29 protein-coding genes and 1 pseudogene are annotated in these 20,865 nt (G+C 62.3%); 10 read left to right on the forward strand and 20 right to left on the reverse strand.

Annotated features, from left to right (window positions below):
* Positions 1–134: 134 nt before the first annotated feature.
* Positions 135–554 (reverse strand): hypothetical protein, encoded by a 420-nt coding sequence (locus R3F00_RS16350; protein WP_371282834.1) that lies wholly within the window; start codon positions 552–554, stop codon positions 135–137.
* 47 nt (positions 555–601) lie between these two features.
* Here R3F00_RS16350 and R3F00_RS16355 point away from each other — a divergent pair, with 47 nt between their 5' ends.
* Positions 602–1,231 carry a hypothetical protein gene (locus R3F00_RS16355; protein ID WP_371282835.1) on the forward strand — a complete coding sequence of 210 codons (630 nt, stop codon included), beginning with the start codon at positions 602–604 and terminating at the stop codon, positions 1,229–1,231.
* A gap of 537 nt (positions 1,232–1,768) precedes the next feature.
* On the opposite strand, the gene R3F00_RS16360 is transcribed toward R3F00_RS16355, so the two are convergent.
* The 11 genes from R3F00_RS16360 to R3F00_RS16410 form a co-directional block, all read right to left on the reverse strand.
* A complete protein-coding gene (locus tag R3F00_RS16360; protein ID WP_371282836.1) occupies positions 1,769–2,650 on the reverse strand; it encodes an SDR family NAD(P)-dependent oxidoreductase in 882 nt (293 codons plus the stop codon).
* A 128-nt stretch (positions 2,651–2,778) separates the two neighbouring features.
* Complete coding sequence (locus R3F00_RS16365) at positions 2,779–3,240, reverse strand: SDR family NAD(P)-dependent oxidoreductase (protein WP_371282837.1); 462 nt, start codon at positions 3,238–3,240, stop codon at positions 2,779–2,781.
* A 442-nt stretch (positions 3,241–3,682) separates the two neighbouring features.
* The gene (locus tag R3F00_RS16370; protein ID WP_371282872.1) at positions 3,683–3,952 is read right to left on the reverse strand and encodes an acyl-CoA dehydrogenase family protein; all 270 of its coding nucleotides are present in this window, start codon (positions 3,950–3,952) and stop codon (positions 3,683–3,685) included.
* On the reverse strand, positions 3,888–4,547 hold the full coding sequence (locus R3F00_RS16375) for a hypothetical protein (protein WP_371282838.1): 660 nt from the start codon (positions 4,545–4,547) through the stop codon (positions 3,888–3,890). The genes R3F00_RS16370 and R3F00_RS16375 overlap by 65 nt, the downstream gene beginning before the upstream one ends.
* A gap of 163 nt (positions 4,548–4,710) precedes the next feature.
* The gene (locus R3F00_RS16380) at positions 4,711–5,226 is read right to left on the reverse strand and encodes an acyl-CoA dehydrogenase family protein (RefSeq protein ID WP_371282839.1); all 516 of its coding nucleotides are present in this window, start codon (positions 5,224–5,226) and stop codon (positions 4,711–4,713) included.
* 67 nt (positions 5,227–5,293) lie between these two features.
* Entirely contained in the window at positions 5,294–5,548 is a 255-nt protein-coding gene (locus R3F00_RS16385) for a hypothetical protein (protein ID WP_371282840.1), read from the reverse strand.
* Positions 5,549–5,559: 11 nt separating this feature from the next.
* Positions 5,560–5,790 carry a hypothetical protein gene (locus R3F00_RS16390; RefSeq protein WP_371282841.1) on the reverse strand — a complete coding sequence of 77 codons (231 nt, stop codon included), beginning with the start codon at positions 5,788–5,790 and terminating at the stop codon, positions 5,560–5,562.
* Positions 5,791–5,904: 114 nt separating this feature from the next.
* Complete coding sequence (locus R3F00_RS16395) at positions 5,905–6,381, reverse strand: MaoC/PaaZ C-terminal domain-containing protein (RefSeq protein ID WP_371282842.1); 477 nt, start codon at positions 6,379–6,381, stop codon at positions 5,905–5,907.
* Entirely contained in the window at positions 6,287–6,655 is a 369-nt protein-coding gene (locus tag R3F00_RS16400; protein ID WP_371282843.1) for an acyl-CoA dehydrogenase C-terminal domain-containing protein, read from the reverse strand. The genes R3F00_RS16395 and R3F00_RS16400 overlap by 95 nt, the downstream gene beginning before the upstream one ends.
* Entirely contained in the window at positions 6,652–6,915 is a 264-nt protein-coding gene (locus R3F00_RS16405; protein ID WP_371282844.1) for a hypothetical protein, read from the reverse strand. The genes R3F00_RS16400 and R3F00_RS16405 overlap by 4 nt, the downstream gene beginning before the upstream one ends.
* Positions 6,916–6,933: 18 nt before the next feature.
* Positions 6,934–7,125 carry a hypothetical protein gene (locus R3F00_RS16410; RefSeq protein ID WP_371282845.1) on the reverse strand — a complete coding sequence of 64 codons (192 nt, stop codon included), beginning with the start codon at positions 7,123–7,125 and terminating at the stop codon, positions 6,934–6,936.
* Between the two features lie 118 nt (positions 7,126–7,243).
* On the opposite strand from R3F00_RS16410, the gene R3F00_RS16415 reads away from it, so the two are divergent.
* Positions 7,244–7,522, forward strand: coding sequence for a hypothetical protein (locus R3F00_RS16415; protein WP_371282846.1), 279 nt, complete (start codon positions 7,244–7,246; stop codon positions 7,520–7,522).
* A gap of 940 nt (positions 7,523–8,462) precedes the next feature.
* Here the strand turns inward: R3F00_RS16415 and R3F00_RS16420 are convergent.
* Entirely contained in the window at positions 8,463–8,756 is a 294-nt protein-coding gene (locus tag R3F00_RS16420; RefSeq protein WP_371282873.1) for a hypothetical protein, read from the reverse strand.
* 360 nt (positions 8,757–9,116) lie between these two features.
* Between R3F00_RS16420 and R3F00_RS16425 the strand changes: the two genes are divergently transcribed.
* Entirely contained in the window at positions 9,117–9,350 is a 234-nt protein-coding gene (locus R3F00_RS16425) for a hypothetical protein (protein ID WP_371282847.1), read from the forward strand.
* A 591-nt stretch (positions 9,351–9,941) separates the two neighbouring features.
* On the opposite strand, the gene R3F00_RS16430 is transcribed toward R3F00_RS16425, so the two are convergent.
* From R3F00_RS16430 to R3F00_RS16460, 7 genes and pseudogenes are all read right to left on the reverse strand, one after another.
* Entirely contained in the window at positions 9,942–10,190 is a 249-nt protein-coding gene (locus tag R3F00_RS16430) for a hypothetical protein (protein ID WP_371282848.1), read from the reverse strand.
* A gap of 54 nt (positions 10,191–10,244) precedes the next feature.
* Positions 10,245–10,535, reverse strand: a complete 291-nt coding sequence (locus R3F00_RS16435) for a 3-hydroxyacyl-CoA dehydrogenase NAD-binding domain-containing protein (RefSeq protein WP_371282874.1) — start codon at positions 10,533–10,535, stop codon at positions 10,245–10,247.
* Positions 10,513–10,617, reverse strand: a pseudogene (locus R3F00_RS16440) (3-hydroxyacyl-CoA dehydrogenase NAD-binding domain-containing protein); the annotation flags it as partial. The gene R3F00_RS16435 and the pseudogene R3F00_RS16440, both read right to left, overlap by 23 nt.
* A gap of 169 nt (positions 10,618–10,786) precedes the next feature.
* Positions 10,787–11,707, reverse strand: coding sequence for an enoyl-CoA hydratase/isomerase family protein (locus R3F00_RS16445; RefSeq protein ID WP_371282849.1), 921 nt, complete (start codon positions 11,705–11,707; stop codon positions 10,787–10,789).
* 35 nt (positions 11,708–11,742) lie between these two features.
* Complete coding sequence (locus R3F00_RS16450) at positions 11,743–12,564, reverse strand: alpha/beta fold hydrolase (protein ID WP_371282850.1); 822 nt, start codon at positions 12,562–12,564, stop codon at positions 11,743–11,745.
* Positions 12,561–13,616 carry a phosphotransferase family protein gene (locus tag R3F00_RS16455; RefSeq protein ID WP_371282851.1) on the reverse strand — a complete coding sequence of 352 codons (1,056 nt, stop codon included), beginning with the start codon at positions 13,614–13,616 and terminating at the stop codon, positions 12,561–12,563. Before R3F00_RS16455 ends, R3F00_RS16450 begins: the two co-directional genes overlap by 4 nt.
* A complete protein-coding gene (locus R3F00_RS16460; RefSeq protein ID WP_371282852.1) occupies positions 13,616–14,329 on the reverse strand; it encodes a 2-phosphosulfolactate phosphatase in 714 nt (237 codons plus the stop codon). Before R3F00_RS16460 ends, R3F00_RS16455 begins: the two co-directional genes overlap by 1 nt.
* A 248-nt stretch (positions 14,330–14,577) precedes the next feature.
* On the opposite strand from R3F00_RS16460, the gene R3F00_RS16465 reads away from it, so the two are divergent.
* The 7 genes from R3F00_RS16465 to R3F00_RS16495 all read left to right on the forward strand — a co-directional run bounded on the left by R3F00_RS16465 (position 14,578) and on the right by R3F00_RS16495 (position 20,844).
* Positions 14,578–15,816: an acyl-CoA dehydrogenase family protein gene (locus R3F00_RS16465; protein WP_371282853.1), complete on the forward strand. Its 1,239-nt coding sequence runs from the start codon at positions 14,578–14,580 to the stop codon at positions 15,814–15,816.
* A 20-nt stretch (positions 15,817–15,836) separates the two neighbouring features.
* Positions 15,837–16,655 (forward strand): IclR family transcriptional regulator, encoded by an 819-nt coding sequence (locus R3F00_RS16470; protein ID WP_371282854.1) that lies wholly within the window; start codon positions 15,837–15,839, stop codon positions 16,653–16,655.
* Between the two features lie 50 nt (positions 16,656–16,705).
* Entirely contained in the window at positions 16,706–17,701 is a 996-nt protein-coding gene (locus tag R3F00_RS16475) for an NADPH:quinone oxidoreductase family protein (RefSeq protein WP_371282855.1), read from the forward strand.
* A 53-nt stretch (positions 17,702–17,754) separates the two neighbouring features.
* Complete coding sequence (locus R3F00_RS16480; RefSeq protein ID WP_371282856.1) at positions 17,755–19,401, forward strand: long-chain-fatty-acid--CoA ligase; 1,647 nt, start codon at positions 17,755–17,757, stop codon at positions 19,399–19,401.
* Positions 19,402–19,405: 4 nt separating this feature from the next.
* On the forward strand, positions 19,406–19,861 hold the full coding sequence (locus tag R3F00_RS16485) for a PaaI family thioesterase (RefSeq protein ID WP_371282857.1): 456 nt from the start codon (positions 19,406–19,408) through the stop codon (positions 19,859–19,861).
* Positions 19,858–19,992 (forward strand): hypothetical protein, encoded by a 135-nt coding sequence (locus R3F00_RS16490; protein WP_371282858.1) that lies wholly within the window; start codon positions 19,858–19,860, stop codon positions 19,990–19,992. Before R3F00_RS16485 ends, R3F00_RS16490 begins: the two co-directional genes overlap by 4 nt.
* Before the next feature lie 96 nt (positions 19,993–20,088).
* Entirely contained in the window at positions 20,089–20,844 is a 756-nt protein-coding gene (locus R3F00_RS16495; protein WP_371282859.1) for a class II aldolase/adducin family protein, read from the forward strand.
* Positions 20,845–20,865 lie beyond the last annotated feature (21 nt).

Below are 20,865 nucleotides of genomic sequence, written 5' to 3' on the forward strand. Positions count from 1 at the left end.
CTGGCCCGTATACAGCGTTCCGGGCGGCAGGCTGGTTGCCTGGGCCAGGAATGCGCCCGGGTTAAGCCAGGTCGACCACGCCGGCCGGGAACAGGCTGGCCACGTTGTTGATCAGCGCAATCGACAGATAGGGTTCATAGGCATTGCCCATGGTGACCGATTCGTTGCGGGTCAGATCCTCGTCGCCGTAATATGCCGACCATCCAGTCGACGATGCCGTTCGAGCCGGTCAGCCTGAACTCCTGGCCGAAGGTCTCGAACTCCACATATGCTTTGTCTTCGCCCACGCGATAGAGGATATCGGCACCGCTGTAGTCGATGTCGGTTCCGCTGATGGCATCCCAGCCGCGCAGCGGTGATGGAAGTGAAAGTGGAATCGCCGAACCACGGCGTATACCAGTTGACCTGGCCGAGATGCCCTGGTCCGTTATTTCCTGGTTGGTATCACGGTTGGCATAAGCCAGATAGTCCGACGGGTCGGCGACCGGAACGATGCCGTTGCCGCCTGCAAGGGCATTGACGATGGCCGCGGTCGGGCCGCGAACCGTGGTCACGCCCACGCAGCAGTATTCGTCGCGCGTGGAATAGTCGCCGATGATGCGTGGATATCGACGGCGTCGTTCGGGCGCAGCATCAGCTGTCCGCGAACGGAATTGAAATTCTGGGTGACATCGTCGGTCTTGGTGCGCGGACCGACGCCCGTGTGTTCACGTCCACGGAAACCATCGCGCTGGCGCGTCGTGCCGGCGATGCTGAATGCGGAATTCTCACCGACCTGATCGTTGTAGCTGGCATCGAGTCCGATGGCTCCCGTAGTTTGCCCACGGTGACGTTGGCTGTCGTCTGGCGCAGGTTGAGCGGTGCCTGGGTGATGACGTTGATCAGGCCGGCCGAAGTATTCTTGCCAACACCGTGCCTTGCGGACCCTTCAGTACTTGATGCGATCAAGCTGGTCGAGATCGCCGAAGCCGACACCGGTGCGTGCGCGGTAGACACCGTCGATGACGACACCCACCGAAGACTCGAGACCCGGATTGTCGCCAACCGTGCCGACACCGCGAATGCGCGCGCCGTGGTTTGCGCTTCGTTGCTGGTGCTGGTGACGCTGAGGCCGGTAACCACGATCTGCAGGTTCCGATATCGCGGCCCACGTCCTTCATCAATTGCTGGGGCACCACGCGTTCATCGTGATCGGCACGTCCTGCAACTGCTCTTCGCGCCGGTGCAGTGACGACCGTGCCGCCGAGCACGGTGACGTCGTCCGTCATGTCGTCTCTGCGCTGATCCGAATCCTCCTGCGCAAGAAAGTGGAACGCCGGCCAAAGCGACAACAATTGATCACGCCAAGGCCTGGCGGCCCAACTTGACTGATTTCCCTTACGGTTTCATCCTCCCCGAAGATTTTGTGCCTCCATCCGGATCCCCGCGACCCGAATCTTGGCTGCCTGACTACGTGATGCCTGTGACGCTTGCTATCGAATCCTGTTCAATTTCGAAACTCTGTTTCACGTTCCGAGTCGCCCTGCTTTGAAGGGCCTGCGGCCTGTTGCGGTGAACCTAGCACAGATCATTTAACGAAAATGAAACTTTCGCCCAGCCGTTTGGGACACCTCTCTGCGGCACCTGCAGCATGTCGAATCGTCGGCCCTGATCGTCCGGGGCATGCCACGCGCCCGAGACCGCCAACTGGCTGTCCGTATCGGCTCGGCCCTGAGCCCGGAATCCCTGTTGTTTTGCTCGATTCCAGCCTACTCATGCAGCGCCTTGATCATTGCTTCGCGCAGGCCGCCAGCGGATCGGTCGGATTGCGCATTGCAACAATATCCTCGGCGCGCTGACGCACTCCTTCGAGCGCCTTGGGGGTGTGAGGCGATATAGAAGCGACTCGCGCACGGCCTCGAAGGTCATGCGGGCCACATCGGCCGCGCTGATCTTGCCCGCTGAATGGACGGCCTTGTCCATGGCTGCCTGAGCGACCCGCTGGGAGCGCGTAAGCGGTTCCGCACAAGCCGCTGCGCGGGCCGGTTCCGCGCTGTGAAGTGCTGATGCCTGTCGGCACGTAGAACGGACACAGCACTGAACAATGCACTTGCGTGGTTACCAGAGAGAGATCGTGATGAAGCGATTCCGACAGCGACACGACGGCACTCTGGGAAATGCCGCTCGCTGGCGGGTTGAGCAAGCCGGCCATCGATGCGGTGTTGACGACGTGTCCCTGGTAGTCGGGCGACGCCTTGGCCGACGCGAGCATGCGCGGTACGAAGGCACGCATGCCATGGACCACGCCCCCAGAGGTTGATACCGGCGTCCATTGCCAGTCGGCGACACTGTTTTCCCAGATCAGGCCTGCCGTGCCGACGCCGGCATTGTTGAACAGCAGGTGCACCTCGCCGAACGTTTTCGCAGTCGCTTCGGCCAGGGCGTCAACCTGGGCTGCGTCGGAAACATCAAGAACCTGGTTCAGCACACGGCCCTGCCGGATTCGAGTTCTCCTGCTCGAAACGGCCTGCAAGGCTTCGGCTTGCACATCGGCAAGCACCAGCGACATGCCAAGTTCGGCTCCAAGTCGGGCGAACTCGTGGCCAAAGCCCGAGCTGGCACTGGCAGTAATGACGGCCACCTTCTTGCCGCTGAAATCCTGAATGCTCATACCGCCGATACCCCGCCATCGACGGCGAGAATCTGGCCGGTAATGTGCTTGCCTGCATCCGGGAAGCGAACAGGGGGTTGCGCCCTTGAGATCTTCCTCGCCGAAGCGGTTGAGCGGCGCAAGGCTCTTCAGCGTATTCCGCACTGACGCTTTCGATGAGGCCCTTCGACATCTTGGTCGGAAAGAATCCGGGAGCCAATGCATTGACGGCAGGTGATGTCGTAGGCGCCCCACTCGCCGGCCAGCGTGCGCGTGAAATTGACCAGAGCGCCCTTGGTCGTGTTGTAGGCGATCACCTCATGGCGCCGGGCGGGTTGCCGCGCAGACCCGCGATCGAGGCAATGTTGATGATGCGACCGCTGCCTCCGTCCGATCATCGAGCGTTTGGCGATCTGTTGGGTCAACAGAAACAGGCCACGGATGTTCAGGTTGAATACCTTGTCCCAGGCTTCGACCGGATAGTCTTCGGCCGCTGCGCCCAGCTCGCGCCAGCGCTGTTGATCAGGATTGCCGACATGGCCGAGCTTTCCAGCGTGGCATCGACCAGCGAAGTGATGGACTCTTCCCTGCCGCCGTCGGCTGCGACCCATTCGACATCGATGCCGCGTGCCTCGAGATGAGCCTGGCCTTCTCGAGCTCGTCCGACTTTCGCGCCGAGATGACCAGACGCGCACCATAGTCACCCAGTGCCGGCCATCTGCAGGCCCAGGCCACGCGAGCCGCCGGTTAATCAGCGCGGTGCGTCCATCGAATCAAACAGGTTTCGTTTCGCACTCATGGCCAGCCGCCACCTTTTTCCTGCCTTTTGATAATTCGAGATTGCGTTCCGCAAACAGGGAGAACATCGGTTCAGCTTTCCTGCAACGCCGAACGGTACATTTCCAGATGTTCGTCGGTCGTGCCAGCAGTTCGAATGCCAGCGAGCGCTTGAAGCAATGGCTGACATCGGATCGGCACGCTGTACCTGACGCTACCAGCCACCACCGTGCAGTGCACGGCCTGCTGGCCTACGAACCGAGGCGGCCTGGCCAATCAGCGCCTTGGCTCCGATTGCCTGCGACGCGCGCCCGCGTTCGAGTCGTTGCAGGATTCGGTCGCCAGATACATCATCGAACGCGCCTGCTCGAACTGCATCAGCATGTCGGCCATGCGATGTTGCAGGGCCTGGAAACTGCCGATTGGCATGCCGAACTGCTTTCGCGAACGACTGTATTCGATGGTCGCCTTGAGGATGCGGTCAAGCGCGCCGAAGGCCTCGGCGCAGGCGCGGCAGTGCCGCGATCGACGACCCGGATCGAGGATTCCTCGACATCACCACCGAGGCGTGCATCGGGCTCGAGAAGGACGTTGTCGAGTGCGAGATCGGCGGCGCGCTGTCCGTCGACGAGGTGCCCTTGGGCGCAAGCTGACGCCGTGATGCCGGCGTCGATGGCGAACAGGCCGAGACTGCCGTCGTCGACACGTGCCGAGACCAGATACAGATCTGCCATCGGCGCGTGATGAACCACGCTCTTGCTTCACCATCGGGGTCAACCTTCATGCTGCGTGGCGCGTGTCGGATCTTCGAAAAATCGATGCCCGCCCGCTTCTCGTCATGAGCCAGCACGGCGATGCTTTCACCGCTGGCCATGTCCGGCAGCATAAGCGCCGCTGCATCGGACCCGAGCTGCACGATGGCCTGTGGGTAGCCACGATCGCGCTCGACGAAGGCAGCTCCAGGACCAGGCCCAAGTGGCCGACTGCCGCAATGAAACGAAGGCATGACGCCGACAGGACCGGCACCGATGCCACCATCGGCTTCGGGGATGTCGGCAAGCAGGCCCAGTTCACCCAGCTGCTTCCAGAGTTCGCGCGACCAGCTGCATCCGAAATCGAGCAGCTTCCTGGCGCTGATCAATTCGTATTCGCTGGACAGGAATCACGCTGCGTCGTGTCGAGCAGCATCTGTTGTTCGTCGTTGAATGAGAATCCATGGGGATTCCGTCAAACCTGAAGGATCATCTGCGCGTCGATGTTGCTGGATTCGTTGGAGCCGCCGAAGATCGTCAGCTTGCGCTGGTTCAGATAGGCCTCAGTGGCTGAGACATCTTCGCCAGATCCTGGTCGGCGAATCGGCGATCAGGGCGCGGGCGCCCAGCGATTCCACTTGCAGCTCGGTGATGCGCTGCATGATTTCGGTGCCGCGTCTTCAGGATCGAAGCCTCGGGTCCAGGCGCGTGGTTCTGTTCTTCGGCGAAGATCACGCGCAGGTTAGTATTCTGTTGAGCGCCTTCAGTTCGAGTTTCGACCTGGGCGATGCGCAGGGAAAAAACCGGATCCTCGATCAAGCGACGGCCATTGCGCTCGATCAAGCCGGCCATCTTGCTTGAGGCGGCGCAATTCGCGCTGGCGCCGATCCCGGCGATGTTGGTGCCTTCATAGCCGAGCAGGTACTTCGCGTAGGTCCAGCCCGCATTTTCGTCGCCGATGCGGTTGCCGACCGGAACGCGCACATTGTCGAACCAGATTTCGTTGACCTCGTAGCTACCGTCGAGCAGGCGCGTCGGACGCACGCTGATTCCGGGCAAATATTTCATGTCGATCAGCAGGAACGAAATGCCACGCTGCGGCTTACCGCTGGCATCGGTACGGACGGAACGAAGATCAGTCGCTTAAACTGTCGGCGATGTTCCAGACCTTCTGTCCGTTGACCGTAGTGATCGCGTCAGTTCGGCTTTGGTTTTCGGCGATGCCAGGTCGGGAGCCTGACCCCGGCTCGGAATAGCCCTGGCACCACCGATCTTCGGCGGCAAGGATGCGCGGCGGGAAGCGCTGCTGCTGTTCGCTGCTGCCGAAACGCATGATCACCGGTGCCACCATCTTGACCCCGAAGGCCAGCTGGGCCGGAGCATCGGCCAACGCATTCGGTTTCAGGGGATGAACTGCCGTGCCTTGCTCCAGCCGGTGCCACCGAACTCGGCAGGCCAGGCCGGCGCACAACCGCGTGCGTTGGTATTTTTGCCAGTTCGATGTCGTCTCGAGTATGGCTGTGGTCGCCGAAGGTGGACGCGAAGGCGTATGTCATCCGGCAGCTTGTCGCGCAGGAGCAGCGCGAACTTCTTCATGAACGCCTGCTCTTCTTGGTTGAATGCGAGATCCATGTGAGTTCTCAGTCCTGAGGTGTTGTGGGCCGAGGTGATGCAAGCGCGCGAGCATCTGAGCAGCGCAGGCCGGCTTGTCACCGCCCTCGATCTCGATGGTCGCGGCCAGTGCGCCTACATGCCGCCGGCGACCGGGTCGAGTTTCCAGCACAAGGCGGCCGCGGATACGCTGCCCAAATCACCCGGTGCCGGCAATCGCACCCGATCCAGTCCGTAATTGATCGACATGGACAGGCCGTCGATGCGCACGCTGGATTCGAACATCGCCGGCAACATCGACAGGACCAGATGGCCATGTGCAATCCGGTGCCTGTAAGACGACTCGCGACGGCAACGCTCGACATCGAGATGAATCCGCTGGTGGTCATCGGTGGCGTCGGCAAAGGCCTGGATGCTTGCGCGCCTGGTCGACAAGCAACCATTCTTGACAGCGATTTCCTTGCCATGCCGAGGTCGGCCAGTCCGTTGATGGTTCTGTGCGCTCATCGGGATGACTTCAATCTTGAGCGCCGTCCATGTCCTGGCGAAAACCGGGATGACGGCGGAGGTCGGTCGGCTCGCATGGATCAAACGGCCGCTCATCAAAACCATTCGTCCTGCATGTCGAGGGTGGTGCGATCGAGCTGGCGAGCAGGTCGAGCTGGGCATCGACCTGGGCAACTCCCAGCGGAAGAGAATACTGCGTGGCGGCGCGCTTGCCGTCGTAGAAGTCACCGGACTTGCCTTCGGCGGCGAGCGCCTGCTCGAGGCAGATCGATCCGGCAATGACGATGTGTCCGAATACTTCGAGGTAGAGGCTGGCATTGGCCAGGGTGACGTTTGCATCCCCGGCGGCCCAGAGTTGCGCGGTGACGGCCTCGGTCAACCGCTGCAGTCGCGCCTGAAGCGCATCGGCATGGTCGAGCAGGCACCTCCGCCTTCGACGCGCGGGTCAGGCTCGCGCCGACGCGTTCGGCGAACATCACCTGATGCCGCGCCGTCGTGCACGCCCGACAGCCTTGCGACGAGCAGATCCAGACCCTGGATGCCATAGGGTACCGCCATGGATGGGACCAGACGATTGTCGCGATAGAACTGCTCGACCTTGTAGCTGCTCGCGCGTGTAGCCGCCCAGCCGCCATGCACCTGGATGGCCAGATCGTGCTACAAGGCCGCCATTGCGAGGTCCAGCTCTTGGCAACGGGCGTAAGCAGATCGAGCAACAGGGTCAGCTGACTGCGCGCTCAGCTGGTCGATCACTAATTCCGGCTTCGTCGACGAGGCGTGCGCAATACAGGTTGAAAGCAGCCCGCCTTCAACATACGACTTCTGTGCCAGCAGCATGCGATCGGACATCGGCGTGCTCGATGATGCGCGTTTGCGCTTGCGGGCTTTGTCGGATCCTCTTCCTTCCGGCCCGATCGGTCGGCCCTGCGGACGATTGCGCGCGTATTCGAGCGTGCAGGTAACTGACATGGCGAGGCCGACGGCGCCCATGCCGACGCCGATGCGTGCGTGTTATCATGTGGAACATGCAGGCCAGGCCCTGGTGCAGGTTGCACCCGACACGGTAGCCGATCGCGCCGGGTTTGCCTTCGGGCGCGTAGCGGTGCCTTCGCCAAAATTGAAGACAGTTGATCGTGCCGCGATAGCCCATCTTGTGATTGATGCCGGCCAGCTGAACGTCGTTGCGCTCGCCCAGACTTCCATCCTCGTTGACCAGGAACTTCACCCCGGCACCAGCATCGCTTGAATGCCCACATGACCCCTGCAATCAGCTTTCCGTTTTCGTCGGGCACCTTGGCCAGCACGGAGATGCACGATGTTTTCCGAAGGCTCGTGGTGCGCCACTGAGATCCGGCATCTGTTGCGGTAATTCGATAGCGGGGCCCGTACACGGAATCGCCATCCGGTTCGGCGCGTGTCGTGATATCCGACAACGAGGACCCTACCTACCGGTTCCACGGACAGGCACGCGCCGTGCCGAAGAAGCGCCCTCCAGCTCGGGCCGGACAAACGCATTGATCTGCGCCTGCGTGCCGTGTGCCAGCAGCAGCCTGGCATTGCCCATGGTCAGCAGCGGATAGGCACACTGGTTCCGACATTCGCCGCACAGCCAGGCCAGTGCCGCGAACTCTGGTAACCCTTGGGCACCTGCATGCCACCGGCGGCTCGTAATCGAGCAGGCTGATCCAGGCCGGTCGAGGCAAAGGCTTCGGTGCCGATTTCTCACCTCGCGATCATCGATACCAAGTCTCGCCATCAGACCGGGAGCTCGTTGCGATCGGATTTCTGGTAGTGCGGCGCGAAGCATTCAAGGCGCGCACCCGTGTCGAGCACGGCGTCGAAGGTCTCGCGCCCGTGGTCGGCGTGGCGTGCGGCTGCCGTCAGGGACTCGACATCAACTACTCATAGAGCAGGAAATCGACATCGCGACGCGAGAGCAGCAGATCGGTCACGGCCTCAGAGGACCTATCAGAACAGGCCGGCTGCACCCTGGCCGCCGATGCCTGGTTACGACGACGAGCTTGGCGCCGCGGCATCTGCCTTCGATCAGGGCATGCCCGACCAGGCGTGCGCCGCTGACGCGCCATAGGGATGGCCGCGACTGCGATGGCGCGCCGTCCACATTGATGCGGTCGTGCGGAATGCCGAGCGTGTCCATGCAGTAGAGAACCTGCACGGCAAAGGCTTCATTCCAGTTCCCACAGGTCGATGTCGTCCACCGTGAGCCCGGCGCGCTTGAGCAGCTTCGGAACCGCAAAGACAGGCCCGATGCCCATTTCGTCCGGCTCGCAACCGGCCACGGCAAATCCGCGAAGAGGCCGAGCGGCTTGATGCTGCCGCGCTTCTGCGCAACATCCCCATCCATGACCACCACAGCCGACGCCCCGTCGGAAAACGCTGGCATTGCCGGCCGTGATGGCCTGCCGCCGGAAGACCGTGCGAATCTTCGAGACGCCTTCATACGTTGTATCCGGACGGATGCACCTTCATCGGCCGAAATCGTGACTTCGCGTATGCCGAGCTGGCGGGTTTGGATCAGCGGGCTCCCGCGGTCACCGTGATCGGCACGATTCATCGTCAGGTAGCGCCTGCCGGCAGCGGCCGCCTGCTGCTGCGCGGATCTGGCTCTCCGCCCCGCGATGCGGCGTTCGCGGTCGATCTTGTAGCGCTTTGAAAAGAAGAACCACGATCTCGGCGGTCTGCGCTCGAGCCGGCCAGATCTCCGGCTTGTGTTCCATGATCCAGCCGTCCTGATCATGTGCAGGTTGGCGTGCAGGAGATGCTCTCGACGCCGCCATAAGCAGCAGCTTTACCTTCGCCGGCAATCACGCTGGGCTGCCATGGCGATCGTCTGCAGGCCGGTTCCACAGGCGCAGAACCGGTTGACGGTCGCACCGGGCACGCTGACCGGCAAGCCGGCACGGATGGCAATCTGGCGCGCGATGTTGCGCAGTCGCGCCTTCGGGCCAGGCGCAGCCATCAGCATCTGCCTCGACTGCATCGACGGCGATGCCGGCACGTTCAGTGGCATGCTGGACGACATGTCCGCAGGGTCGCGCCATGGGTCATGTTGAATGCGCCCTTCCAGCTCTTGGCCAGGCCGGTGCGTGCGGTGGAGACAATGACGGCTTGTTTCACGATGAACCTCGATTTGATTGCAGAATGCAGCTTCGTTACATCTTCCCGCTGGCGGGAGAAGGTCCCGAACAGGATGAGGTGGAGATGCATGTTGGGCGAACATGGCGGAATTCGCTAGATTGACTCCCTCATCAGCCTGTCGGCGCTTCTCCACGCGCCAGCGGGAGATCACATGATCGATTGTCACGCTCATGCAGGTGAAATTGACTGTTTCTCCTTGAGCACACCCAGTCAGCCCGTAAACGACTTGCCCGCCTCGGCCAGCTCGACCAGCAGCGGTGCAGGTTCCCAGCTCGCGCCCTGATAGCCGCGCGAAAATCCGCGCATGGTCGCGAGGGACGTTAGCAGAGGCCGACCGTGTCGGCGTGAACATCGGTCCGCCACGCCACCGGGAAGCCGTATCCGGTGAGATAGACGATGTCGATGTCCAGCGCGTAACGAAGAATACCTCCTCAGTATCCGCGCCCTCGTTGGCCAGCGCAAAGACGGGCGCTGGACGATCTCCTCGTCGCTGATGTCGCGCTTCTTCAGGCCCAGGTCACGCGTTTCTTCTCGAGAATCGCGGCTACCTCGTCGGACAGCGGGTAGGCGGTACTGGTCGCCGGGCGCTTGTAGTCGTACCAGCCCTTGCCGGTCTTCTGGCCAAAACGTCCGACTTCTGGGTAGGTCCGCCGTCTTCCGAATAGACCATGTCGGGTTTCTCGACATAGCGGCGCTGCGGATGGCCCAGCCGATATCGTTGCCCCGGCGAGGTCATATGCCCGGAACGGGCCCATAACAAATCCGATTTCTCCATGGCCTTGTCGACCTGTTGCGGCGTTTCGCCCTCGTCAAGCAGGAAGCCGCCCTGGCGTCCGTATTGTTCGATCATGCGGCTGCCGATAAAGCCGTCGCAGACACCTGAGAGACGACGGCGGTCTTGCGAATCGCCCCGGCAACGCCATCACCGTCGCCAGCACATCTTCGCAGTCTTCTCGCCGCATGACTTCGAGCAGTTTCATCACGTTGGCCGGGCTGAAGAAATGCATGCCGACGACGTCCTGTGGACGTCGAACGCGCGACCTGTCGACATCGAGTGTGGAGGCCGTTGGCCAGGATCGCGCCGGGCCTGGCGATCGCATCGATCTGCTTGAACACCGATTCCTTGACGCCGAGTTCCTCGTAGACGGCCTCGATGATGAGATCGGCGTCCTTGGAGGTCATCGAAAGAAAGTGTCGGTGTCAGCAAACCCATGCGCTGCTCGACCTGCTCCGCTTGAGCTTGCCTTCTTCGCCGTGCGCCTTGTAGTTGCTGGCGTATGGTCGCAACACCGCGATCCAGGGCTTCCTGTTTCGTTTCACAATCGTCACTGGATGCCGGCATTGAGGAAATTCATGGCGATGCCGCCACCCATGGTGCCGGCGCTGATGATGCTGACGCCTTTGACTTCGCGCGGCTGCACGTCTCGCGACATCGGCGACCTTGCCGCCGCACGCTCGCCGCAGTTGGTGGCAGGGCCTTGGATTCAGTGGAGGTGACCAGGCTGATGAAGCCGGCCCGCTCGACCGCCATGCCTTCATCGAATGGCTTCTGGAATGACGCTTCAATGGCCTCCAGGCACTTCATCGGCGCCGGGTAGGGCCCGGCCATCGCCGCAACGGTATTGCGTGCAACATCCAGGAAGCCTTCCGCATTGGCGTGGTCAACCGTGAGATCGCGGATCAGCGGCAGTTCACCATCGCCGGCAACGCCCTTGGCAAAGGCAACGGCAGCAGCCACGACATCGGCGTCGACCACCTTGTCCAGCAGGCGGGTGTCGGCGAGCTGCCCGGCCGGGACGGGCTCGCCGGAGACGATCATGTTGACGGCGGCTTCGAGGCCGACGGCGCGCGGCAGGCGCTGGGTGCCGCCACCACCCGGCAGGATGCCGATCTTCACCTCGGGAAGACCGAGCAGCGCGTCCCTGGCGGCCACCCGGTAGTGCCCGGCCATGGCGACTTCGAGGCCGCCGCCAAGGGCGGTGCCATTGATTGCCATGACGATCGGCTTGCTGCTCGCTTCGATGGCCGCGATCACGTCATGCAGATTCGGTGCCTGCTCTGCGCGAGGCGTGTTGAACTCGGTAATGTCGGCGCCGCCGGAGAACATCTTGCCGCCACCCGTGATGACCATGGCCTTGACCGTCGCATCCTCGATCGAAGCTTGGATGGCCTCGACCAGGCCGCTGCGCACGGCAAGGCCGAAACCGTTCACGGGCGGGTGGTCGAAAGTGATGACGGCGATGCCGTTTTCGAGAGTCGTGTGCACGGGCATGATTCTTGTTCCGTAGTCTGTGAGTGAAGTCGGCTTCAGTGGCCGAGAAATTCGAGGGCGGCGGCGATGAACTGCGGCTGCCTCACGGCGCCGAGATGGTCGCCGGGAACCTTGATGCAGCGGCCGCGCGGAATGGCTGCAGCGAGCTGCTCCGGGTGGATGGCCAGTGTGTCCTTTTCGCCGGCCAGTACCAGGCACGCAGCGGCGATTCGATTGAGCGGGATGACCTGGTCGAACATGCGCGAAGCCTGTGCGGCGAGCGCTTTCAGGTCGCAGCCCGTACTCTCGGCGAACAGGCGGAATGCAGCGACATCGGGCGCGGCAATGGTCGAGGGGTCGTCCGTCAGCATGGCGGCGACCACGGCATCGCGATCCATCACGCGCAGGTCAACGCCGCCAGTGGCCAGCACGCCCTCGCCAATCCCGCCGACGATCAGATGGCGCAGGCGCGTGTCTTCGCTGGCTACGATCAGGCTGACGATCGCGCCCATTGAATAGCCGAACAGGTCGAACTCGCCGACTTCGAGGTGGTCGAGCAGCCCGACCAGGTCACGCGCCATGCGCGCCTCGCCATAGCGGTCTGCATCATGCGGCTTGTCGGACTGGCCATGGCCGCGAGCATCGATGCTGATGACGGAACGACCGGCCGCGAGCAATGCGGCAACCACCCCGGTCCCGACCCAGTTGGCTTCGGTACTGGCGGCGAACCCGTGGTGGAGAGTCACGGGAATTCGCGTGTCATCGGTTCCCCATCGAAAAAAGGACACACGGATGCCGTCATCAGTGACGAAACTGCCTGGACGCGCCGAGGTGGTTGCCACGTCCTGATAGTCGATTTTTCGGGACAGGGCGCTCATTCGCTTGCCCCTGCCTTCACTGCGAACTGCCAGCCAAGCTCGGCCAGGCCGCTTGCCATGGCGCCGTGCTCGGCTGCCTTTGCATTGCTGGCCGTGCCGTCTTCGACGCGCTTGGCAATGCCCTGGCAAATGGCCGCCAGGCGGAACAGGTTGTAGGCCAGGTAGAAATTCCAGTCTCCGGAGACCTTGCGTCCGCTGCGACGTTCGTAGTCGGCGATGTAGGACGCTTCATCGGGAATGCCGAGTTCTTCGAGGTTGACGCCGCCCAGTCCGCGCATGGCGCCGCGTGGAATGTGCCGGCTCATCATGTGGTACGCGAAGTCGGCCTGCGGGTTGCCCAGGGTGGAAAGCTCCCAGTCGATGACCGCGAGGATGCGCGATTCGGTCGGATGGAAGATCAGGTTGTCCAGGCGGCAGTCGCCATGCACGATGGCGACGGAGTCGTCTTCCTCCGGCAAATTCGCGGGCAACCAGTCGATAAGGCGGTCCATGGCCGGAATCGGAATCGTGCGGCTGGCATCGTATTGGCTGGACCAGCGCCGGATCTGACGCGCCAGGTAGTCACCGTGCTTGCCAAAGTCGCCGAGACCGATCGCGTCGGGATCGATGCGGTGCAGGGCGCTGATCACGCGATTGAAATCGTCGTAGATGGCGGCGCGTTCGCTGCGGCTGGACTCTGGCAATGCCTGGTCCCATAGGACCCGGCCCGCAACATGCTCCATCACGTAGAACGCGCGCCCGATAACCGATTCGTCCTCGCACAGACAGAACATGCGCGCGACCGGAACATCGCTGCCGGAGAGTGCCGATTGCACGCGGTACTCCCGCTCGATGGCATGTGCGGACGGAAGCAGGTCGGCAACCGGTGCCGGTTTCGTGCGCAGCACATATTGATGGCTTGGGCTTTCGAGCAGGAAGGTCGGGTTCGACTGACCGCCCTTGAAGCGCTTGATTTCCAGGCTTCCCTGCATTCCTTCGATGCGATCGCGCAGCCAGGCCTGCAGGGGTTCGGCAGCAAATGGCACGCTCTGGCGGGTGTTTTCGGGTTTCATCAGGCAGCTCTTACCAGTGATCCTTCAACCAGGGTCGGCACGATGTCGAGCGTATCGTGGCTGCTGGCGAAATCGATCTCGGCGTCGAGCGCATGCTCGGCCATCATCCGGCCCACTCGGGATGCGCGCAGGGCCGATCGCGTATCACTGCCGCGGTAGGCGTGCAGGGCAGCGATGGCGGCGTCGGTCAGGGTGTAGTCGGCGCGACCGATGAAATGGGCGATCAGGTGTCCGGCGCCGTGGAAATCCTCGAGATTGAATCGGTCCAGCGATCCCGAACAGATGATCAGCACGGAATTTTCCGCATGGCGCGCAACGACAAGGTCGACCAGCGCCTTGCCGTTCAGCAGCGATCCGACATAGACATGTGCGGCGTGGGCAACCGAAACCAGCGCCTGGGTGCCGTTGGTCGTGCAATAGACGATCTCGGCGTCATCCAGCCCGGTATCCGCCAGCGCCATCGGCGTCGCCGGGCCAAACCCGGCAATCGCCTGGGCCAGATGTTCGCCGGCCAGCACACAGGGGCCGACATCGTCCGCCACGCGAAGCCCCTCCTCGCGATTGCGCACCGGATGGATGCGGCTTGCACCCCGGGCGAGTGCATGCACGATCGTCGTGGTCGCGAACAGGATGTCGAGCACGATGATGACCTTGCCTTCAAGTCGGGCAGGGTCGAGCTCTTCCCTTTTCAGCAGGACATGGAGTTTCGGCATGGGTCGCGGGGCTTCGCAGGATGGCTTTAGTTTCGTATCGTGGAATTGAGTTTCTGGAATACCTTGCACTCTAGCTTGCCCGTTGGAGAGGCACAAGCCGTGAAGTACGGCAAAATGCATTGCTGCGATGCACAAGCGATTCTTCGCTCGCTCGACTTGCGCATCCCGAAAGACGCGCCTACTATTTCGAAACGATGGAACACGGTTCCGTCAGGCGGAACATAACCTCCTCCCAATCAGGAAGCTGCATGGATTTCTCCTATTCCCCCAAGGTCGAGGAAATGCGGACCCGACTGCAATCCTTTGTGGATCGCCATATCACCCCGAACGAAATGCGGGTCGAGGAAGAGATCGCCGAGAACCGGCGCAACGGCAGGCCGTGGACACCGATCAGCCTGTTCGAGGAGCTCAAGACCGAGGCCCGCTCGCAGGGCTTGTGGAACCTGTTTCTGCCGAGTTCCGAGCGTGCCCCGCAAGGCTTGTCCAATCTGGAATACGCACCGCTCTGCGAAATCATGGGGCGCACGATGTGGGCCCCCGAAGTCTTCAATTGTTCGGCGCCCGATACCGGCAACATGGAAGTGCTCGAGCGCTACGGAACCGAGGCACAAAAGGACGAGTGGCTGGAACCCCTGCTCGAGGGCCGGATCCGCTCCGCCTTCCTGATGACCGAGCCGGCCGTGGCCTCGTCGGATGCGACCAATATCGAGTGCTCGATTCGCCGTGAAGGCGACGAGTACGTGATCAATGGACTCAAGTGGTTCTCATCAGGCGCTGGCGACCCGCGCTGCAAGATCTACATTCTGATGGGCAAGACCAATCCCGAAGAAGCCCGCCATCGCCAGCAATCGATGATTCTCGTGCCTGCGAACACGCCGGGGGTGGAAGTCGTTCGACCCATCACCGTATTCGGCTATGACGAGGCGCCGCATGGGCACATGGAAATCCGCCTGACCAACGTACGGGTGCCGGCGTCGAATATCCTGCTGGGCGAGGGGCGCGGATTCGAAATTGCCCAGGGCCGGCTCGGCCCGGGCCGCATTCATCACTGCATGCGCACGATCGGCGTTGCCGAGCGGGCGCTGGAAGCCTTGTGCAAGCGGATCAGTTCGCGCGTCGCGTTCGGCCGCAAGATCAGCGAATTTTCGATCTGGCACGAACGCATCGCCGACGCGCGCTGCATGATCGAGCAGGCGCGCCTGCTGACACTCAAGGCAGCCGACATGATGGACAAGGTCGGCAACAAGGCGGCACGCACCGAGATCGCCATGATCAAGGTGGTCGCGCCCAACATGGCATTGAAGATCATTGACTGGGCGATTCAGGCCCACGGCGGCGCCGGCGTCAGTGGTGACTTCTTTCTCGCGCACGCCTATGCCGCCGTGCGCACGCTGCGTTTTGCCGACGGACCCGATGAAGTGCATCGCGCGACGATTGCAAAGCTCGAACTGGCGCGCCACGCCATGCCATCCAGTCCAGCCCACTGAACGGAGGCCACGGAAAGAACATGGGAAATCCACGACGCGCCGCAGGGACCTACGGACACACGGTCAAGGAGGACAATCCGCAGTTCGTCACTTCGGTGGCCCGCGCATTCTCGATCCTGCGCTGCTTCGAGCACGGCGAGCAGTACCTGGGCAACCAGGACATCGTGCGACGCACCGAGCTGCCCAAGCCCACGGTGTCGCGCATGACCTTTACGCTCTCGGCGCTGGGCTACCTCGAATACTCGCCGCAGCTGGAAAAGTACTCGCTCGGTCCAGGCGTTCTTTCGCTCGGCCATGCCTTTATGAAGACCCACGACGTCGTCACGATTGCGCAGCCGTTGATGCGCGAACTGGCCGAGTACACGCAAGCGGCGGTCATGCTCGGCGCCGCCGACGGCATGCGCATGGTGGTGCTAGAAGTCTGCCAGGGCGATGCGACGTTTCACCTCAAGCTGGATCCGGGTGCGCGCGTGCCGCACGGCACGACGGCACTCGGGCGTGCCGACCTGGCTGCGCGTCCGCAGGAGCTTTTCGATCAGCACCTGCTCACGATCGAACAGGACTGCGAACCCAGCCTGTGGCCGAAGATTCGCGCAGGAATCGTGCGCGCCCGGCAGGACTACGAGAACTACGGGTTCTGCTTCTCGCTGGGCGACTGGAACCCCGACGTATTTGCCGTTGGCGTGCCGATGGTATCGGCCGATCGCAGCCGCATCCTGGCCTTCAACTGCAGTGGCCGCCTGTCGGTGATGACGCGCGACAAGCTGATCCACGATTTCGGACCGAAACTGGTTGCGTTGCGCAATACCGTATTTGAGCGGACTGATGGGCGATTCTGATTCTTCCGGCCCCGTCGCCGCCAGTGGGACATGCATGTTCAAGGACAGCCATGAAAGCCATCATCTGTGACAACTGGGGTGCTCCGTCATCCCTTCAACTGCGCGACATGCCTTCACCCGAACCGGGACCGAAACAGGTGCTGCTGCGCGTGCATGTCGCGGCCGTCAACTTCCCGGACGCCCTGATCGTCGCCGGCAAGTACCAGTTCCGACCCGAGTTTCCGTTTTCTCCGGGTGGCGAAATGGCCGGCGAAATCATCGCTGTCGGCAGCGAGGTCAGACATCTGGCCGTTGGCGACAAGGTGGTCGGTCTCGGCAGCCACGGCGCTTACGCCCAGGAAGCCGTCGTCGATGCCACCCATGTGGTGCCGCTACCCAAAGGCATCAGCGATGCCGATCTGGAACTCGCCGGCAGTTTCGTGCTGACCTATGGCACTTCGCTGCACGCGCTGAAAGATCGAGCCGAGGCAAGGGCGGGCGAAACCCTGCTTGTGCTTGGGGCCGGCGGCGGTGTGGGCCTGGCGGCCGTGGAAATCGGAAAGCTGATGGGCTTGCGCGTGATCGCTGCGGCCTCCAGCCGGGCAAAGCGTGATGCCGCTGTTGCACGCGGTGCCGACGAAGTCATCGATTATTCCAGTGAAGACCTGCGCGAGCGCATAAAGGCGCTGACCGAAGGCAAGGGTGTCGACATCGTGTACGACCCGGTGGGCGGCGACTTCGCCGAACCGGCCCTGCGCAGTGTCGGTTGGCGGGGTCGCTACCTGGTGGTCGGCTTTGCAGCCGGCGACATTCCGAAGATTCCGATCAATCTGCTGCTGCTCAAGGGCAGCTCGCTGGTTGGCGTGTTCTGGGGTGAGTTCGTGCGTCGCGAGCCGAAGGTCAATGCCGCCAACATGGCGCAGCTGTTCGCCTGGCTCAACGAGCGCAAGATCAATCCCTTGATCTCGAAGCGTTATCCATTGTCACAGGCACCCGCAGCCCTGGATGCGCTGCTGGCGCGTGAAGCGGTTGGCAAGCTTGTGATCTTGCCGCAACAGGTCGACTGAGTCCCCATGCAGGGGTCAACGTCATCAAGCACGACGGGAGGGCAGCGCCAACCATGAATCTCAGCCACTGGCCGCCGGGTCTGTCGAAACACATCGAGCTGCCCGCCACGTCACTCTGCTACAACCTCGAAGTGTCGGCGCGGCGCTATCCGAATCGCGCGGCAACGCTGTACTACGGCGGCGAACTGAGCTACGCCGACCTGAAGTCGGAGGTCGACTGTCTTGCCGGTTACCTGCAGCAGCACTGCGGCGTGCGCAGGGGTGACCGCGTTGCGTTGTACATGCAGAACTGTCCGCAATTCATCATCGCCATGCACGCGATCCTGCGTGCCGATGCGATGGTCGTGCCGATCAACACGATGAACCTGGGCAAGGAAGTCGCACACATCGTGCGCGACAGCGGCAGCAAGGTCGCGATTTTCGGTCAGGAGCTGGCAGGGAACATCGCGCCGCTGCTGGGCGCGGAACTCGCCCATGGCATCGTCGCCACCTATTCCGACTACATTGATCCTCGGACGGATCTGCCGCTGCCGGATATTGTCAGTGCGGCGGCGATGGAGATTCAGGGCGCAGCAGCATGGCGTAGCGTGGTCGATGCGGGGTGTATGCCTGATCCCGCACTTGCTGGTCCCGATGATCTGGCCGTGATGCCGTATACCTCGGGCACGACGGGTGCGCCGAAGGGCTGCATCCATACCCACCGCAGCGTCATGCACACGACCATCGGAGGCCCCGAGTGGGTCGACATTCCCAAGGAGTGCATGGTGCTTGCCGCCCTGCCGATGTTCCACGTGACCGGCATGCAGAACGGTGTGACATCGCCGATCTATGGGGGTGTCAGCATCGTCGTCATGACGCGCTGGGACAAGCGCTGCGCAGCCATGCTGATCGAGCGGTTCCGGGTAACCACCTGGACGGCCATACCGACGATGCTGTTCGACTTCCTCAACCAGCCGGATCTCGACCAGCGCGATCTCTCCTCGCTGACTTGCCTGACCGGCGGCGGTGCGGCCATGCCCAAGGCCGTGGCCGAGCGCATTCATGCTCTATGGGGCATCCACTACATCGAAGGCTACGGTCTGTCCGAAACAATGGCGCCGACGCACCTCAACCCGAGACACCGGCCCAAGGCCCAGTGTCTCGGTTTGCCGATCTTCGATGTCCATGCTCTGGTTGTCGATATCGATACGCTGGAGCCGATGCCGGTGGGCGAAACGGGCGAAATTCTCGTTGACGGTCCACAGGTATTTCGCGGCTATCACGAGGATGCGGAACGTACGGCTGCCGCCTTCGTCGACATCGAAGGGCGTCGGTATTTTCGAACCGGGGATCTCGGCTACGTTGACGATGAAGGCTATTTCTTCATGGTCGATCGACTCAAGCGCATGATCAACGCATCGGGCTTCAAGGTCTGGCCGGCCGAAGTGGAGTCCTACCTCTACGCCCATCCCGCCGTGCTTGAAGCCTGCGTGATTGCCTACTGCGACGCCCATCGCGGCGAAAGCGTCAAGGCGCTGGTCGTGCGACGACCCGGACAGGAGGTCGATGCGGAGGGCCTGATTGCCTGGTCGCGCGAGCAGATGGCTGCGTACAAGGTTCCGCATGTGGTCGAGTTCGTCGACAGCCTGCCGAAGAATGCCGCTGGCAAGATGCTGTGGCGCGTGCTGCAAGAGAAGGAGTTGGCAAAAGCTGCGACATGACGACATGAGCACATCAACCGACAGCGTCGAAGCCCTGCACACGCCAGATCCGGTTCCGCCCGGGTTCGAGCGCGTCAACCGCAGCAGTGCATTTTCAGAACTGCTTGGGCCGCTCTATCAGAAGCCGGATACGGCAGGTCCGGTATTCGCGATTCGTGCGCAGGCCAAACACTGCAATGCACGCGGTCAAGTCCACGGAGGCGTTCTTTGCAGTCTCGCCGATATCGCCATGGGATACAGCACCGCCTTGTCGACTAGCCCGCCGACGCCGATCGTGACAGCAAATCTCAGCATCGACTACGCCGGAAAGTCCGTACAGGGCGACTGGATCGAAGTTCGTACCGACGTCCACAAGGTCGGGCGAACACTGGCCTATGCAAATTGCTTCATCCACGTCGGCGAGTTGCGAATCGCACGGTCCAGCGCAGTCTTCAGCATCACGCCAGCGGAGCGCACATGAGCGTACGAGCGACATTCACCTGCCTCGAGGACAGCACGCGGGAAGACTGGCGGCTGATCGCCGGCGAATGCGAATCCTTGCTGCGGCGCATGATGGCGCTGCCACTGCGCACGGTCTGCGACATTGAGTAAATCGGGTGCACTCATGCCGAACGCGCCGACCCGAGTAAACCGGGAGCCGACCGCCCCGTGCGAGCTCCCTGCCCAACCATTCAGGAGAAGTGCGTCATGAATATTCCGTCACTTGAGGGCAAGGTCGGTGCAGAGGAGTGGCAACTGCGCTGCGATCTGGCCGCCTGCTATCGACTGGTTGCGATGCATGGATGGACCGACCTCGTGTTCACCCATATCAGTGCGCGCCTGCCCGGTGAAGGGCACCGTTTCCTGATCAATCCCTACGGCATGCTGTTCGAGGAAATCACCGCCTCGTCCCTGATCGCGGTTGACCAGGAGGGCAACCAGCTCAGCGAGTCGCCGTTCAAGGTCAACAAGGCGGGCTTTGTCATCCACAGCGCGGTCCATGCCGTGCGTGAAGACGCCCATTGCGTGCTGCACACGCATACGCGCGCCGGCGTGGCCGTGAGTGCGCAGAAAGCCGGCATCCTGCCGATTTCACAGCAATCAACCTTCGTACTGGCTTCGCTTGGCTATCACGACTATGAGGGCGTGGCGCTGCGGGATGACGAGAAGCCGCGCCTGCAGGCTGATCTCGGCACCGCGAATTATCTCGTGTTGCGCAACCACGGCCTGCTGACGGTCGGCAACTCGATCGCCGATGCCTTCCTCGCCATGTACCTGCTCGAGACGACTTGCCAGATCCAGATTGCTGCGCAGTCCGGGGGCGAATTGACCCGTGTGGATCCGCGCATCATCGATGGCGTCGCCGCAGCGGCACGCGAACAGACCGATGGCATCGGTGGCGCCTTCGTCTGGCCCGCCCTGCTGCGCAAGCTTGACCGGCTCGATTCCGGCTATCGCAACTGATCCGGCTTCGAATGACGTAGA

Origin of the sequence: Dokdonella sp. (genome assembly GCF_041395345.1) — a bacterium.
Taxonomy (GTDB): Bacteria; Pseudomonadota; Gammaproteobacteria; order Xanthomonadales; family Rhodanobacteraceae; genus Dokdonella.